This window comes from Bradyrhizobium sp. 4 (genome assembly GCF_023100905.1).
GTDB lineage: Bacteria > Pseudomonadota > Alphaproteobacteria > Rhizobiales > Xanthobacteraceae > Bradyrhizobium.
In genome coordinates, this window is the sequence record NZ_CP064686.1 from 7,783,437 (window position 1) to 7,797,172 (window position 13,736).

Below are 13,736 nucleotides of genomic sequence, written 5' to 3' on the forward strand. Positions count from 1 at the left end.
GCTCCCTAATATCTCGCTCGCCTGATCCGCACGTAAAGCGCGCCCTCGCCGCCATGGCCGATGCCGGCTTCCTCGAACCCCACGACGAAGGCGCGGAATTCCGGCAGGCTCAGCCATTCCGGCACCTGACGGCGCAGCACGCCGCTTTCACCGCCGCTTCGGCCCTTGCCGGTGATGACGAGCACGAAGGTCAGGCCGTCATGATGGGCGCGGTGCAAGAAGCCGGTCAGCGCGCGATGGGCGCGCATCTGGGTCATGCCGTGCAGATCGAGCCGCGCCTCGATCTCGCTACGCCCGCGCGACAGCTTTGTGCGCTCACGTTTGCCGAGCGGCGCCAGCGGCGGCACCGCGGGCTTCGCTGCACGCGGTGCCGGAGCAGCGGCAATCGGACGTGGCGATGACGCAGGCCGCGTGGCGGGCGCTGCGGGGGAAGGCTCGGTGCGCGGTGCGGCCTGCACCTTGGCGACACGATGCTTCCTCAGCGGCTTGACCTGCTTGGCGACGTTGTCCCACAGCGCGCGCTCTTCCTCGCTCAGCGCGCGACGGCGCGTCGAGGGACGAGGCTCCAGCACGGGCGGACGGGACGATCGCTTCATTGCTGCCGATGGGAACGATTTTTCACCGGCCGCCGCGGCTCCTGAACTGGCTCGATCACGGGACGCGGCACCGGTAGCGGGACTGGACCGGCGACAGCGACGGTCTCGCTCGTGCTTTGCGCCACGGCTGCCGCCGACTTGTCCTTCGCAGTCTCCGTTTGCGGAAACAGTTTTGCGATCTTCTCCGAAGGCCGCGGGTCCGGCACGGGGAGCCGCGCGGCGCGCGCCGTAGGATCTACGCCCTTCGGCACCAGCATCACGAAATGCATGGCATGGCGCAGCCGCCCGGAGACGCGGCCGGCCTCCTGACCCGCGCCGAAATAGAGATCCGCGCGCGCGGGCCCGATGATGGCCGAGCCGGTGTCCTGCGCGATCATCAACCGATGGAACGGCGTCTTCGCGCGTTCGGAATCGATCGGCAGCTCGCCTTCGATGAAGAACGGCGTGCCGTAGACGTGGAGCGATTTGTCCACCGCGATCGAGCGGCCGGCCGTCAGAGGGATACCTTGCGCACCGACCGCCTCCTCCTTGTCGGACAGATTGACCTCGCGGAAGAAGATGTAGGAGCGGTTCTGGCGCCGCAGCTCCCTGGCGCCGTCGGGGGTCTGCGCCATCCACTCCCTGATCTTCTGCATCGACATCTCTTCCTTCGGAATGATGCCGCGCTCGATCAGGATGCGACCGACCGCCGTATAGGGATAGCCGTTATAGGCATCGTAATTGAGCCGGACCGTGCCGCCGTCGTCGAACTTGATCCGCGCCGAGCCCTGGATCTGGGCGAACAGCAGATCGGTCGGGTCCTTCAGCCAGGCAATCTCGAGTCCGCGGCCGGCGATCTTGCCGTCCTCGATCTCGGCGCGGTCGTAATAGGGCACGAGCTTGCGGCGGCCGATCTTGCGATAGACCGGGCCCTTGTTGGGCAGGCTGACCGAATCCTGCTTGTAGCCGCGCACGAAAAGGTTCGACGGGCGGCGATAGACCGGGACGTTGTAGACGTCGGTCTGCGTGCGCGATCCCTCCAGCACCGGCTCGTAATAGCCGGTGACGAAACCGTCGGGCTCGCCGAGGCGAGAGATCCGCAGCGGCGCGAAATTCTCCTCGAAGAAGGTTTTGGCGCTGGCGCCGTCGGTAGGCTCGAGCGATTTGGCGACCCGGCAGGGTTCGGCCAGCGTGGCGCCCAAAGCCTTGGGTTCGGGAGCGCCGGTCTGCGCGCTGATCGGACGGCAGCTGGCGCGAAAGGTCTTGTAGGCGGCGAGATGATTGTCGTCGCCCCAGCCCTTCACGTCGGCCCAGGCCAGCGGCAGATATTGCGCGCCGGGAATCTCGAACGGCAGCGGAAGCTGCGGATACGGCAAGGCGCGCGGCGGCGCGGCAGGCAATTCCGGAAGATGATGGTGATGGCTGCGATAGTGGCGCCGCGCCGCCTCGGCGCCGAGGGAAAACGACGACAGCGCGACGGCACCTGCGCAAAGCGCCGTCGCGCTGGTCTTCAGGAAAGCCTTAATTCGCGCTTCCGGTGCCAACCAGCTTCCAGTTCGGATCGCGAGAGGTGATGTCGCGGGCGAAAGTCCAGATGTCGGTGATGTCGGCGACGGTGTCGGCGCTGCCGTCGACGATGTTGCCGGCCTTGTCCCGGGTGGCCGAGATCATCTGCGAGACGAAGCGGATCGTGAGCTGGGCGGTGCGGTCGCGCAGCTCGGCGCCGACGAGCTCGGCCTTGTCGATCGAGACAAAGCGCGTTTCGGTCTTCTGCTCGTTCTTCTCGCGCTCCTTGATCGCGGCATCGAAGCTTTCATAGACCTCCGACGACAACAGGTCGCGCAGCGCGCGGCGGTCGCCATTGGCAAAGGCCAGCACGATCATCTCATAGGCGCCGCGGGCGCCGGAGATGAAATGGCGCGGATCGAAGGTGGAATCCTTTTCGACAATGGAGTCGAGACCCTGGGCGAGCACGGTGCCCGGCTCGGTCAGGCCCTTCCAGCGGTCGGAGGGCGGGGTCGGCTCGGCCGTCGGCGCTAAGGGGGCCTGGTCGATGACCTTGCCCGGCATGGTGACGACGTTCTTGTCCTGGGCACCCTGGAGCGCGTTGCGGTCGAACGGCGGCCGCTCGTTGCCCGTGCGCTGCCCCAGCACGCTGCGCAGCCTCAGAAAGATGAAGACCGCCAGCGCCAGGAAGATGATGGTGTAGATGTCCACGTCGTATTCGCTTTCTGGTCGTCTGTAGAAGGGGCCGTTCGAAAGGGTCGCGCCGGGAAAATCGATCCGGCCAGTAGACCGTTCCATACCGGAACGGCAAGTCTACATCACCATTTCGGGTCCGCGCGTCAGGTCCGTGGGATGTAGGCACGAAATCTTGCCCGGCCAATGGCGCCTTTTGGCACAGCACCGAGTGTAGCGCGTTTTATGCTTAAGGGGAAACCCGATCCTGCCCGGAAATCGCGCATCTTCAATCGTTTAGGCCGCAGTTGCGCGGGATCGACGGGGTGAACGCCATAGTTGTGGGCGTGGCCGGAATTCCCCATCCGGGACCGTTCGTCCTTGTGGAACGAGGTAGCCCTATGTTAGCCAACCGCCGCGAAATTCAGCCCAATCGGGTAAGGAGACACTCTTATGACCAACGGTAACGGCACCCCTCCCGAGGCGGCCCAGGCTCCCCAGCTCAACGTCCTGGCGCAATATACCAAGGACCTCTCGTTCGAAAATCCGAACGCGCCCAGCTCGCTCCAGCAGCAGAGCCAGCCGCCCCAGATCAACATCCAGATCAATGTCAGCGCCAACAACCTCAGCGAACAGGAGTTCGAGGTGACGTTGTCGGTCGAGGGCAAGGCCGAGACCGCCGGCAAGATCATGTTCTCGTTCGAGCTCGCTTATGCCGGCGTGTTCCGCATCTCCAACGTGCCGAAGGACAATTTGCATCCGCTGGTCATGATCGAATGCCCGCGCCTGCTGTTCCCGTTCGCCCGTGAGATCATCGCCACTGCCGTGCGCGACGGCGGGTTCCCGCCTTTGATGCTGGATCCGGTCGATTTCGTCGGCCTCTATCGCCAGAACATGGAGCGGCAAATGGCCGCTCAGCCGAGCGGCCAGGCTTAACCAGCCAAAGGGGCAGCTGGAGCGGGCAGAAACTCGTTCCAGATCGCCTTGTCGCCGAGCGTTGCGATGAAGGCCCGGTGAGCCTCGCGCTCGGCGTCTGAAATCCGCGGGGTGAGCGGCGCCGGCCGTTGCCGCCGAGGCGCATCGGCAGCCCCATTGGCGCGAGTCTCCTCGGATTCTGAAGCCAGCAGCAGCTGCGATTGCCGCGCCCCGACCAGATCCACATAGACTTCCGCAAGCAACTCGGCGTCGAGCAACGCGCCGTGCTTGGTGCGCCGTGAATTGTCGATCGCATAGCGCGAGCAGAGATCGTCGAGCCGGTTCGACACGCCGGGATGCTTGCGCCGTGCCAGCAGCAGCGTATCGACCAGCCGCTCGCGCGGGATCGCCGGGCGCTTGATCCGGTCGAGCTCGGCATTGATGAAGCTGATGTCGAACGAGGCATTGTGGATCACCAGCGGCGCGTCGCCGATGAACTCCAGAAAATCGTCGACGACCTCGTGGAACAGCTGCTTGGTCGCCAGAAACTCGGCCGACAGCCCGTGCACCGCAAAGGCTTCTGCCGGCATGTCCCTCTCGGGATTGATGTAGACGTGGAAGCTCTGCCCCGTCGGCATGCGATTGAGCATCTCGACGCAGCCGATTTCGACCAGGCGATCTCCCCGCAGCGGGTCGAGGCCGGTGGTTTCGGTGTCGAGAACGATTTCGCGCATGATCTGAGAAGCCGTGTCAGGCGGCGAATCAGGCGCGCCGCTGCGGCATCTTAACGACCTCGGCGAGGATGTGCGCTATTTGGGCGCGCACTGGATCGAGTCCATGCGACGTATCCACCACGAAATCGGCACGCCGGCGCTTTTCCGCATCGGGTGTCTGCTTGGCGATGATGGCGTCGAGCTTGGCCTCGTCCATCGTGCCGCGCGCCAGCACCCGCTCGCGCTGCAGTTCCGGAGACGTCGTCACCACGACCACGGCATCGACCCGCGTCTCGCCACCCGTCTCGAACAGCAGCGGAATGTCCAGCACCACGACCGGCGCGTCGGCGGCTTCGGCGTCGGCGAAGAACTTTTTCCGGGAAGCGCCGAGCATCGGATGAACGATCTGCTCGAGCTGCTTGATGGCGGCAGCATCGTGCACCACACGCGCCGATAGTTTTGGCCGATCGACCTTGCCGTTCGCGGTGGTGCCGGGGAAGGCGGCCTCGATCGCGGGCGCAGCCTCGCCCTCATAGAGCTGATGGACGGCCGCATCGGCATCGTAGACAGGGACGCCGGCCTCCGCGAATAATTTCGCGGTGGTGGATTTGCCCATCCCGATCGAGCCGGTTAGTCCCAGGATCCGCATCAACGCCCAGCCATCTCTGACATTCACACCGCAACTAGCCGCTCGCGCCGCAGGAACGCAAGCAGCGGCAGCAGCGGCAAGCCGAGAATGGTGAAGTGGTCGCCCTCGATCCGCTCGAACAAATGGATCCCCAGGCTTTCGAGCTGATAGCCGCCGACGCTGGTGGTGACGGCATCGCCAGCGATGTCGAGATAGGCCGAAAGCTCGGCCTCGGTCATCTGCCGCATGGCGAGGCGCGCGACCGAGACGTCCTCGAAGATGATCTCACCGTCACGTGCTATCGCCACCGCGGAATTCAGCTCATGACTATGGCCGGAGAGATCGCGCAGTTGGGCCAACGCTTGGGCGCGGCCCGCAGGCTTGTTGAAGAGGCGATCACCAAGCGCCAGCGTTTGATCCGCACCGATGACTGTGCTTCCAGCGTGATGGGCCGAGACTGCCTTGGCTTTTTCGCGCGCCAGCAGCAACGCAATCTCGCGCGGACCAGCAAGCCCGGAGGCGGCCTGGATGCCGCGCTCGTCGATATCGGCCGTAATCGCCTTGAACTCGAGCCCGGCATTGGCCAGCAGCATCTTTCGTGCGCTGCTCTGCGAGGCCAGGATCAACGAAGATTTGCCGAGCCACAGACCCATCGCAAAATTATTCCCAAGACCATTACAAGACTATTCAGAAGGCCGGTTACGCTGGCGATCACTATAGAGTTTCATGATCGCCGCGGCGGTTTCCTCGATCGAGCGCCGCGTGACGTCGAGCAGCGGCCAATCGTGCTTGGCGCTCAGCTTGCGGGCAAATGCGACCTCTTCGGCGACCGACTGCTTGTCGGTATAGGTGTCGCTGCTGGAATCGGCGCCCATGGAGAGCAGACGGTTCGTGCGCACCTGAATCAAGCGTTCGGGCGTCGCATGCAAGCTTACCACCAGCGGTCGCGTCAACGTTTCCAGTTGCGAGGGCACCGGAATGCCTGGAACCAGCGGCACGTTGGCAGTGCGGATGCCGCGGTTGGCGAGGTAGATCGAGGTCGGGGTCTTGGAGGTGCGGGAAACGCCGACGAGCACTACGTCCGCATCATCGAGCCCTTCGACATGCTGGCCGTCATCGTGGATCATCGTGTAGTTCAACGCGTCGATGCGCTTGAAGTATTCGGCATTGAGCACGTGCTGGGCGCCGACCCGGCCGGTCGTGGCAGCTCCGAGATACGCCTCGAACAACTGCATCACCGGGCCGATGATCGACAGGCTCGGAACATTGATCCCCTTGCACTTGTCCTCGAGCCTGGCGACCAGATCCTTCTCGAGCAGCGTGAACAGCACGATTCCCGGTGCTTCCTCGATCTCGTCGAGCACGCGATCAAGCTGTTTCTGGCTGCGCACCAACGGATAGACGTGCTCGACCGGGGTCACGTTGGCGTACTGGGCGGCAACGGCGCGCGCCACCGTGATCAGCGTCTCACCGGTGGAGTCGGAGACGAGGTGCAGATGGAAATAATTGCTCGAGGTCGGCACAAAAGCCCTTTGTATGAAACCGGTGTGGTTTGTGGATTTCTGTGGAGCTTAACCCCTTGGAAAGGGATGTGCGACACCGGGGGCGGGACAAGTGCCAATTTTCTTCACACCACTGCCCCTGAGAACAACTTCGACGCCCTGCCGAAAGGGAAACGGGATTGCGCCGATAACCCTCTTGATAAGCTGCCGACAGAAACGCGCAAGCCTTTGAAGCTGACCGACTTATCGAAAGCCGCCACAGCGATCAGGGATATGTTGATGGATGTGAACAAGCGCGTGTGAACGGGCGGACGGAAATGTGTGAGTCCAATTCACCGTCACATAGACTCAAACCTTAAGAATCTAAGATTCTTATTGGAGAAGAGCGCTACGGACGGATATGTGTGCAGGCAAGACCTTAACGACTCCTTACTATCCCCAGCGTTCCCCTCGGCTGGGCAGGAATCCGGACCCCAGACATGTTTGAAGACGTCTACCTCTGGATGAAGGCGCTGCATGTGATCGCCGTCATCTCCTGGATGGCGGGCATGCTCTATTTGCCGCGGCTGTTCGTTTATCATTGCGAGGCCGAAATCGGCTCGAAGCAGTCGGAAACGTTCAAGATCATGGAACGGCGGCTGTTCAAGGCGATCATCAACCCCGCCATGATCGTGACCTGGCTCGCCGGGCTTTATCTCGCCTGGGCCGGGCACTGGTTCACTTTCGGCTGGCTGCACGTAAAACTGGCACTGGTCTTGGCGATGTCCGCGGTCCACGGCTTTTTTTCGCGCTGGTTGAAGGATTTCGCGGCGGACCGGCGCCCCCGGAGCCAGAAATTCTATCGGATTATCAACGAGGTACCGACTGCCTTGATGATTCTGATCGTCATCATGGTGATCGTGAAGCCGTTCTAGGCAGCGGCCGCGAACAATCGCTCAGTGCTTCTGCTTGCGGAGTGTGAGGCGATTTTCTATATTAGCGATATCCCACCCAACGCAGGCGGATGTGGTCGTGTCTGAGCTTTCCAGAGGCCGGACACCCCATCAGGTTTGAAGCCTCACCGGCGCTCTCCTTGCCAGACCTGCGGACCTTACCTTTTCGCGTCCGCATTTCAGAGCCTCCTCGCACCCCCCTCCCAGGTTACCCCACAGGACCACCCCAATGCGGGAAATCAAACTCCAGGACCTCAAGTCGAAGACGCCGGCCGAGCTCGTCTCGTTCGCGGAAGAGAATGGGGTCGAGAATGCCAGCACCATGCGCAAGCAGGAGCTGCTGTTCGCCATCCTCAAGCAGCTTGCGCTCGCCGAGACCGACATCGTCGGCGAAGGCGTCGTCGAGGTTCTCTCCGACGGCTTCGGCTTCCTCCGCTCGCCCGATGCGAATTATCTGCCGGGCCCGGATGACATCTACGTTTCGCCCTCGCAGATCCGTCGTTTTGGCCTGCGCACCGGCGACACCATCGAAGGCCACATCCGCAGCCCGAAGGAGGGCGAGCGCTACTTCGCGCTGCTGAAGGTCAACACGCTCAATTTCGAGGATCCGGAAAAGGCCAAGCACAAGGTCAATTTCGACAACCTCACGCCGCTGTTTCCGAATCAGCGCTTCCGCATGGAGATCGACGATCCGACGCGGAAAGACCTGTCTGCAAGGGTGATCGACATCGTCGCGCCGATCGGCAAAGGCCAGCGCGCGCTGATCGTCGCGCCACCGCGCACGGGCAAGACCGTGCTGATGCAGAACATCGCCCACTCGATCGCGCATAATCATCCCGAGTGCTATCTGATCGTGCTTCTGATCGACGAACGTCCGGAAGAAGTTACGGACATGCAGCGCTCGGTGAAAGGCGAGGTCGTCTCCTCGACCTTCGACGAACCGGCGGTGCGCCACGTTCAGGTCGCCGAGATGGTGATCGAGAAGGCCAAGCGTCTGGTCGAGCATGGCCGCGACGTCGTGATCCTGCTGGACTCCATCACGCGTCTCGGCCGTGCCTACAACACCGTGGTGCCGTCATCGGGCAAGGTGCTGACCGGCGGTGTCGATGCCAACGCGCTGCAGCGGCCGAAGCGCTTCTTCGGCGCTGCCCGCAACATCGAAGAAGGCGGCTCGCTGACGATCATCGCGACCGCGCTGGTCGATACCGGCAGCCGCATGGACGAAGTCATCTTCGAAGAGTTCAAGGGCACCGGTAACTCCGAGCTGATCCTCGACCGCAAGGTTTCGGACAAACGGACCTTCCCGGCGATCGACATTTCGCGCTCCGGCACCCGCAAGGAAGAGCTGATCACCGATCCGGTGGTCCTGAAGAAGATGTACGTGCTCCGCCGCATCCTGAATCCGATGGGGACGATGGATGGTATCGACTTCCTGCTCGACAAGCTGCGTTCGACCAAGAGCAATTCCGAGTTCTTCGACTCGATGAACACCTGATTGCAGTGCAGCATGATCAAAGGGCGCCTTCGGGCGCCCTTTTTCATTGTGCGGCTTTGCTGCAACGAAGCTGCAGCATTGTGGGGCGTCTGTCGCTTGGAGCGGACGTCGCATAAAATATTGATATAATTCACTAATACGGTGATCGATGGACGTTGCTTATTCCGTTGGAAGCGGTTCTTGCAGCAGATGTTCACGAATTATTGCATCGCAACATCGGCTTTGCTGCGGGAATTGGTGCAGCAAATCGCGCGATTTGTCTGCCGAAACGGATGTTTGCCTTTTCGCTTTCAGCCGGACAAATAGGCCATGCATCCGCGAGACCAGACCATCTTTGCGCTGTCGTCCGGCCGTCCGCCGAGCGCGCTCGCGGTGGTGCGCGTCTCCGGGCCAGGCGCCAGCCTGGTGCTGACGACGCTGGCGGGCAAGCTGCCGGCGCCGAGGCAGGCCAGCCGCCGACTCATTCATGACGGTGTCGGCCAGCCGATCGACGATTCCGTGGTGCTGTGGTTTCCCGGGCCCGCCAGCGCGACCGGCGAGGATGTCGCCGAATTTCACGTCCATGGCGGCCGCGCGGTGCTGGCCGCACTGTTTACCACAATTTCCGTAATTCCGAATATTCGAGCTGCCGAGCCCGGCGAATTCACGCGGCGCGCCTTCGAGAACGGCAAGCTCGACCTGACTGAGGCGGAGGGCCTCGACGATCTCATTCATGCCGACACCGACCGCCAGCGCCGCCAGGCGTTACGGCAGTTGCAGGGTCTCCTCGGCAATCGCGCGCGCGACTGGCGCGAGCGCATCATCGAGGCTTCGGCCTTGATCGAGGCCGGCATCGATTTCTCCGACGAGGGCGATGTACCCGCCGAGTTGATCGCGCCTGCGGTCAAGGCGATCGGTGCGCTGCACGACGAAATCGCAGAAGTCCTTGCGGCACAGGGACAAGCTGAACGTTTGCGCGACGGCCTGGTGGTTGCGATCGCAGGCGAGCCGAACGTCGGCAAGTCGACGCTGATCAACCAGCTCGCGCGCCGCGACGTCGCGATCGTCTCGCCGCATGCCGGCACGACACGCGATGTGATCGAGGTGCAGCTCGATCTCGATGGCTATCCGGTCACGGTGATCGACACCGCCGGCATTCGTGAGACCGACGATCCGGTGGAGCAGGAGGGTGTTCGCCGGGCGCGAGCCCGAGCCGAAGACGCCGACCTCGTGTTGTGGCTGGTGGAGGCGGGGCGCGCTGTCGATCCGGCCGCGATCCCTTTGCTGGGGACGTCCGGCAACGCAGGCAGCCGCTCCGGCTCGGTCTGGATCGTGCGCAACAAGATCGATCTCAGCGGGGTCGAGGACGTCGGCCCGGGCGGTGCGTTCGGAATTGCGGCGAGCCGGGGGGACGGCATTCCCGAGCTGGTCGATGCCCTGGTGAAATTCGCCGCCGAGTTTTTCGGAACGATCGAGGGCGCGTCGGTGACCCGGGCCCGGCAGCGGGATCTGCTGCGCCGGGCAGCGGACAGCTTGCGCCGGAGTCTTGAGCTAGTAGAAGAGGGCGAGGAGCTTGCCGCCGAAGAGCTGCGCGCTGCGGCCTATGCCTTGGGCCGGCTGCTGGGTCGGGTGGATGTCGAGGACATCCTGGGGGCGATTTTCCAGAAATTCTGTGTTGGAAAGTAGCCCTAGTTCTTCATTGTAGAACTAGCCTTCGTTCCACTTCTTGTGTTTCACGTGAAACAGAGCCGGCTCGGTTCAAGATGTTTCACGTGAAACACTCATCGACTAGTCGCTGGTTTGCGCATGGGCCCGCTGCAAGCGGTAACACCTTGGGAGCGGGTGCGCGGAAAGGTCTTGATTGCGTCTGTCCGCTCGCAAGGCCTTGGGGTACGGTCCTGCCGTCGCGGTCCGATCGCCGACCCGTCTTGGCCTTCGGACCACCCTTTTCCCCTCGTGACCCCTTTTCCTCTCACAAAAAACGACAACGTTTCCAAGGGCCACTCTACTCTGCATGGGGTTGTTTTCGCGAAAAGACCTTGGGTCCGCTTTGCACGGTTTCACGTGAAACAACTGCCTCTCCAGTTTCCGCTTCCGGCTTCCCTGCCTGTGAGTTAGAAGTCCGCCCATGCGAACAGAGCGAGAGAGCTTCGACGTCATCGTGATTGGCGGCGGCCACGCCGGCTGTGAGGCCGCTTCTGCCTCTGCCCGGATGGGCGCGGCGACCGCTCTTGTCACGCACCGTTTCTCCACAGTCGGTGCCATGTCCTGCAATCCCGCCATTGGCGGTCTGGGCAAGGGTCATCTGGTTCGGGAGGTCGACGCGCTCGATGGCCTGATGGGCCGGGTCGGCGATGCCGGCGGCATCCAGTTTCGCGTCCTCAATCGCCGTAAGGGCCCGGCGGTGCGTGGTCCGCGCGCGCAGGCGGACCGGAAGCTCTATGCCGCCGCGATGCAAGTGGCGATCCGGGAGACCGGGGGTCTTTCCGTCATCGAAGGCGAGGCGGACGAGCTGATCGTGGTCGAGGGACGGGTGATCGGCCTGCGCCTGGCGAATGGCCGCGAACTTCGGGCAGGGGCTGTCGTCGTCACCACCGGCACCTTCCTCCGCGGACTGATCCATCTCGGAGAGAAGAGCTGGCCGGCCGGCAGGGTTGGCGAGGCGCCTGCGATTGGCCTTTCGACCTCGTTCGAGCGCGCCGGGTTTACCCTTGGGCGGCTCAAGACAGGGACCCCGCCGCGTCTGGATGGCTCGACGATCGACTGGTCGGCGGTCGAAATGCAGCCGGGGGACGAGCCTCCGGAGCCGTTTTCGGTGATGACCGAGCGCATCACGACGCGACAGATCCAGTGCGGGATCACCCGGACCACGCCTGCGACCCACGATGTGATCCGGGCCAATGTCCATCGCTCTCCGATGTACTCGGGCCAGATCAAGAGCTCCGGACCGCGCTATTGCCCCTCGATCGAGGACAAGATCGTTCGCTTCGGCGATCGCGACGGTCACCAGATCTTCCTGGAGCCGGAAGGGCTCGACGACAGCACCGTCTATCCCAACGGCATCTCGACCTCGCTGCCGGAGGAAGTCCAGGTCGCCATCCTCGCAACCATTCCCGGCCTAGAGCGGGTGAAGATGGTCCGGCCGGGCTATGCCATCGAATACGACCACATCGATCCCCGTGAGCTCGATCCGACCCTCCAGACCAAGCGTCTGCGCGGCTTGTTCCTGGCCGGGCAGATCAACGGCACGACCGGATACGAGGAAGCTGCGGGCCAAGGCATCGTTGCAGGGCTGAACGCAGCATTGGCTGCGAGCGGCGCCGCGCTGACGGTGTTCGACCGCGCCGATGGCTATCTTGGCGTCATGATCGACGACCTCGTCACCCGGGGCATCAGCGAACCCTATCGGATGTTCACCTCAAGGGCCGAGTACCGGCTGACATTGCGGGCGGACAACGCCGATCAGCGTCTGACCGAGAAGGGCATCGCCTTGGGATGCGTGGGGAGCGCCCGGACCGCGCATCATCGCGCCAAGATGGACGCCCTGAATGCGGCTCGAGCGCTCTCGAAGTCGCTGACCATCACCCCGAACGAGGCCATCAAGCAGGGTCTCACCCTGAACCGGGACGGTCAGCGGCGGTCGGCCTTCGAGCTGATGGCCTATCCCGACATTGGCTGGAGTCAGGTCCGTGCGATCTGGCCGGAGCTCGCTGCCATTGATCCCGTCATTGCCACCCATCTCGAGATCGACGCGAAGTACGATGTCTATCTGGAGCGACAGAGCGCCGACGTTGAAGCCTTCAGGCGGGACGAGGGGATGGTGCTGTCGGAGGTCGATTTCCAGCAGGTCCCCGGTCTCTCCAACGAGGTGAGGGCCAAGTTGGAGAAGGCGCGGCCGTTCACCGTTGGCCAGGCCGGTCGAATCGACGGCATGACGCCGGCCGCGCTCGGCATCCTTGCGGCCTATCTTCGCCGCGAAGCGCGGAAGACTTCCAAAGCAATCGCATAGGTTTCACGTGAAACAGCGCGAGCCGGGCGGCGGCAGATCGTCATCAGGAAAACCTCCGGCGGGCGAGGGCGCGGGTCGTCGCTCCGAACCGGCGCCGACCAGACCGAAGATCGACAAGGCCAGCGCCAACGATCGGTCGTTGGACGCCGTCATCGCGGCCGACAAGGTTGCGGCACTGAAGCTCGCACCCGTTTCACATGAAACGGAGCTCCGGCTCGATCGCTACATCGCGCTGCTGCGGGAGTGGCAGGCCAAGACCAACCTCGTCGCGCCCTCGACATTGCCGCATCTCTGGACCCGGCACATCGCCGATTCGCTTCAGCTCGTCGCTCTCACCCCCTCGGCCAAACGCTGGGCTGACCTCGGCAGCGGCGGCGGCTTTCCGGGCGTCGTCCTAGCCTGCGCCATGGCGGGGACGGCCGGGACGAGCGTCCATCTGGTCGAGCGAATCGCCAAGAAGGCAGCCTTCCTGCGCGAAGCCATCCGCGTCACTACATCTCCGGGAGTCGTACATCTCGCTGAGATCGGGGATAATGTGGATAGAATCACCGGCCCGGTCGATTGCGTCACCGCGCGTGCACTGGCTCCGCTACATCAACTCATCGGCTTTGCGGAGCCGCTGATGCGCCAGGGCGCAAAAGCGTTGTTTCTCAAAGGTCAAGATGTAGAGTCTGAATTGACCGAAGCTACTAAATATTGGAATATTCAGCCGCAGCTCCACCAAAGCCGTACAGGCGACGGTTGGATCGTCGAGCTGGCTTCCGTCGAACGGCGCGGGTGAGGCGTCAGGGGCCGAGTGGGGAATTTGCG

At 63.2% G+C, this 13,736-nt stretch carries 14 protein-coding genes; 7 read left to right on the forward strand and 7 right to left on the reverse strand.

What is annotated here, in order from left to right:
• Nucleotides 1-5: 5 nt before the first annotated feature.
• The 3 genes from IVB45_RS37235 to IVB45_RS37245 are packed head-to-tail and all read right to left on the reverse strand — an operon-like array spanning nt 6 to nt 2,792.
• Nucleotides 6-596, reverse strand: a complete 591-nt coding sequence (locus IVB45_RS37235) for a Smr/MutS family protein (protein ID WP_247357365.1) — start codon at nt 594-596, stop codon at nt 6-8.
• Complete coding sequence (locus IVB45_RS37240; protein WP_247357364.1) at nt 593-2,119, reverse strand: MltA domain-containing protein; 1,527 nt, start codon at nt 2,117-2,119, stop codon at nt 593-595. Before IVB45_RS37240 ends, IVB45_RS37235 begins: the two co-directional genes overlap by 4 nt.
• Entirely contained in the window at nt 2,097-2,792 is a 696-nt protein-coding gene (locus tag IVB45_RS37245) for a Tim44/TimA family putative adaptor protein (RefSeq protein ID WP_027566245.1), read from the reverse strand. The genes IVB45_RS37240 and IVB45_RS37245 overlap by 23 nt, the downstream gene beginning before the upstream one ends.
• A 414-nt stretch (nt 2,793-3,206) precedes the next feature.
• On the opposite strand from IVB45_RS37245, the gene secB reads away from it, so the two are divergent.
• The gene (secB, locus tag IVB45_RS37250) at nt 3,207-3,689 is read left to right on the forward strand and encodes a protein-export chaperone SecB (RefSeq protein ID WP_007598595.1); all 483 of its coding nucleotides are present in this window, start codon (nt 3,207-3,209) and stop codon (nt 3,687-3,689) included.
• Here secB and dnaQ read toward each other — a convergent pair.
• Genes dnaQ through IVB45_RS37270 form a run of 4 tightly spaced genes read right to left on the reverse strand, consistent with a single transcriptional unit; the run spans nt 3,686 to nt 6,532 of the window.
• On the reverse strand, nt 3,686-4,402 hold the full coding sequence (dnaQ, locus tag IVB45_RS37255) for a DNA polymerase III subunit epsilon (RefSeq protein ID WP_018459637.1): 717 nt from the start codon (nt 4,400-4,402) through the stop codon (nt 3,686-3,688). The genes secB and dnaQ overlap by 4 nt on opposite strands.
• Nucleotides 4,403-4,430: 28 nt before the next feature.
• Entirely contained in the window at nt 4,431-5,030 is a 600-nt protein-coding gene (gene coaE, locus IVB45_RS37260; protein WP_027566246.1) for a dephospho-CoA kinase, read from the reverse strand.
• Nucleotides 5,031-5,053: 23 nt separating this feature from the next.
• A complete protein-coding gene (locus IVB45_RS37265; RefSeq protein ID WP_247357363.1) occupies nt 5,054-5,662 on the reverse strand; it encodes a Maf family nucleotide pyrophosphatase in 609 nt (202 codons plus the stop codon).
• Between the two features lie 30 nt (nt 5,663-5,692).
• Nucleotides 5,693-6,532, reverse strand: a complete 840-nt coding sequence (locus tag IVB45_RS37270) for a pyruvate, water dikinase regulatory protein (protein WP_027514822.1) — start codon at nt 6,530-6,532, stop codon at nt 5,693-5,695.
• Nucleotides 6,533-6,598: 66 nt separating this feature from the next.
• Here IVB45_RS37270 and IVB45_RS37275 point away from each other — a divergent pair, with 66 nt between their 5' ends.
• The 6 genes from IVB45_RS37275 to rsmG all read left to right on the forward strand — a co-directional run bounded on the left by IVB45_RS37275 (nt 6,599) and on the right by rsmG (nt 13,707).
• On the forward strand, nt 6,599-6,814 hold the full coding sequence (locus IVB45_RS37275) for a hypothetical protein (protein WP_247357362.1): 216 nt from the start codon (nt 6,599-6,601) through the stop codon (nt 6,812-6,814).
• Nucleotides 6,815-6,990: 176 nt separating this feature from the next.
• Nucleotides 6,991-7,425 carry a protoporphyrinogen oxidase HemJ gene (gene hemJ / locus IVB45_RS37280; protein ID WP_247357361.1) on the forward strand — a complete coding sequence of 145 codons (435 nt, stop codon included), beginning with the start codon at nt 6,991-6,993 and terminating at the stop codon, nt 7,423-7,425.
• 247 nt (nt 7,426-7,672) lie between these two features.
• Complete coding sequence (gene rho / locus IVB45_RS37285; protein ID WP_007598612.1) at nt 7,673-8,938, forward strand: transcription termination factor Rho; 1,266 nt, start codon at nt 7,673-7,675, stop codon at nt 8,936-8,938.
• Nucleotides 8,939-9,247: 309 nt separating this feature from the next.
• Complete coding sequence (gene mnmE / locus IVB45_RS37290) at nt 9,248-10,603, forward strand: tRNA uridine-5-carboxymethylaminomethyl(34) synthesis GTPase MnmE (RefSeq protein WP_247357360.1); 1,356 nt, start codon at nt 9,248-9,250, stop codon at nt 10,601-10,603.
• A gap of 442 nt (nt 10,604-11,045) precedes the next feature.
• The gene (mnmG, locus tag IVB45_RS37295) at nt 11,046-12,926 is read left to right on the forward strand and encodes a tRNA uridine-5-carboxymethylaminomethyl(34) synthesis enzyme MnmG (protein WP_247357359.1); all 1,881 of its coding nucleotides are present in this window, start codon (nt 11,046-11,048) and stop codon (nt 12,924-12,926) included.
• A gap of 7 nt (nt 12,927-12,933) precedes the next feature.
• The gene (gene rsmG / locus IVB45_RS37300; protein ID WP_247357358.1) at nt 12,934-13,707 is read left to right on the forward strand and encodes a 16S rRNA (guanine(527)-N(7))-methyltransferase RsmG; all 774 of its coding nucleotides are present in this window, start codon (nt 12,934-12,936) and stop codon (nt 13,705-13,707) included.
• Nucleotides 13,708-13,736 lie beyond the last annotated feature (29 nt).

Excerpts from the sequence above, each read along its gene's own strand:
- IVB45_RS37235 (WP_247357365.1), bottom strand. The coding sequence starts at position 596 with ATGAAGCGATCGTCCCGTCCGCCCGTGCTGGAGCCTCGTCCCTCGACG.
- secB (WP_007598595.1), top strand. The coding sequence starts at position 3,207 with ATGACCAACGGTAACGGCACCCCTCCCGAGGCGGCCCAGGCTCCCCAG.
- dnaQ (WP_018459637.1), bottom strand. The coding sequence starts at position 4,402 with ATGCGCGAAATCGTTCTCGACACCGAAACCACCGGCCTCGACCCGCTG.
- coaE (WP_027566246.1), bottom strand. The coding sequence starts at position 5,030 with ATGCGGATCCTGGGACTAACCGGCTCGATCGGGATGGGCAAATCCACC.
- IVB45_RS37265 (WP_247357363.1), bottom strand. The coding sequence starts at position 5,662 with ATGGGTCTGTGGCTCGGCAAATCTTCGTTGATCCTGGCCTCGCAGAGC.
- IVB45_RS37275 (WP_247357362.1), top strand. The coding sequence starts at position 6,599 with ATGTGCGACACCGGGGGCGGGACAAGTGCCAATTTTCTTCACACCACT.
- hemJ (WP_247357361.1), top strand. The coding sequence starts at position 6,991 with ATGTTTGAAGACGTCTACCTCTGGATGAAGGCGCTGCATGTGATCGCC.
- rho (WP_007598612.1), top strand. The coding sequence starts at position 7,673 with ATGCGGGAAATCAAACTCCAGGACCTCAAGTCGAAGACGCCGGCCGAG.
- mnmE (WP_247357360.1), top strand. The coding sequence starts at position 9,248 with ATGCATCCGCGAGACCAGACCATCTTTGCGCTGTCGTCCGGCCGTCCG.
- mnmG (WP_247357359.1), top strand. The coding sequence starts at position 11,046 with ATGCGAACAGAGCGAGAGAGCTTCGACGTCATCGTGATTGGCGGCGGC.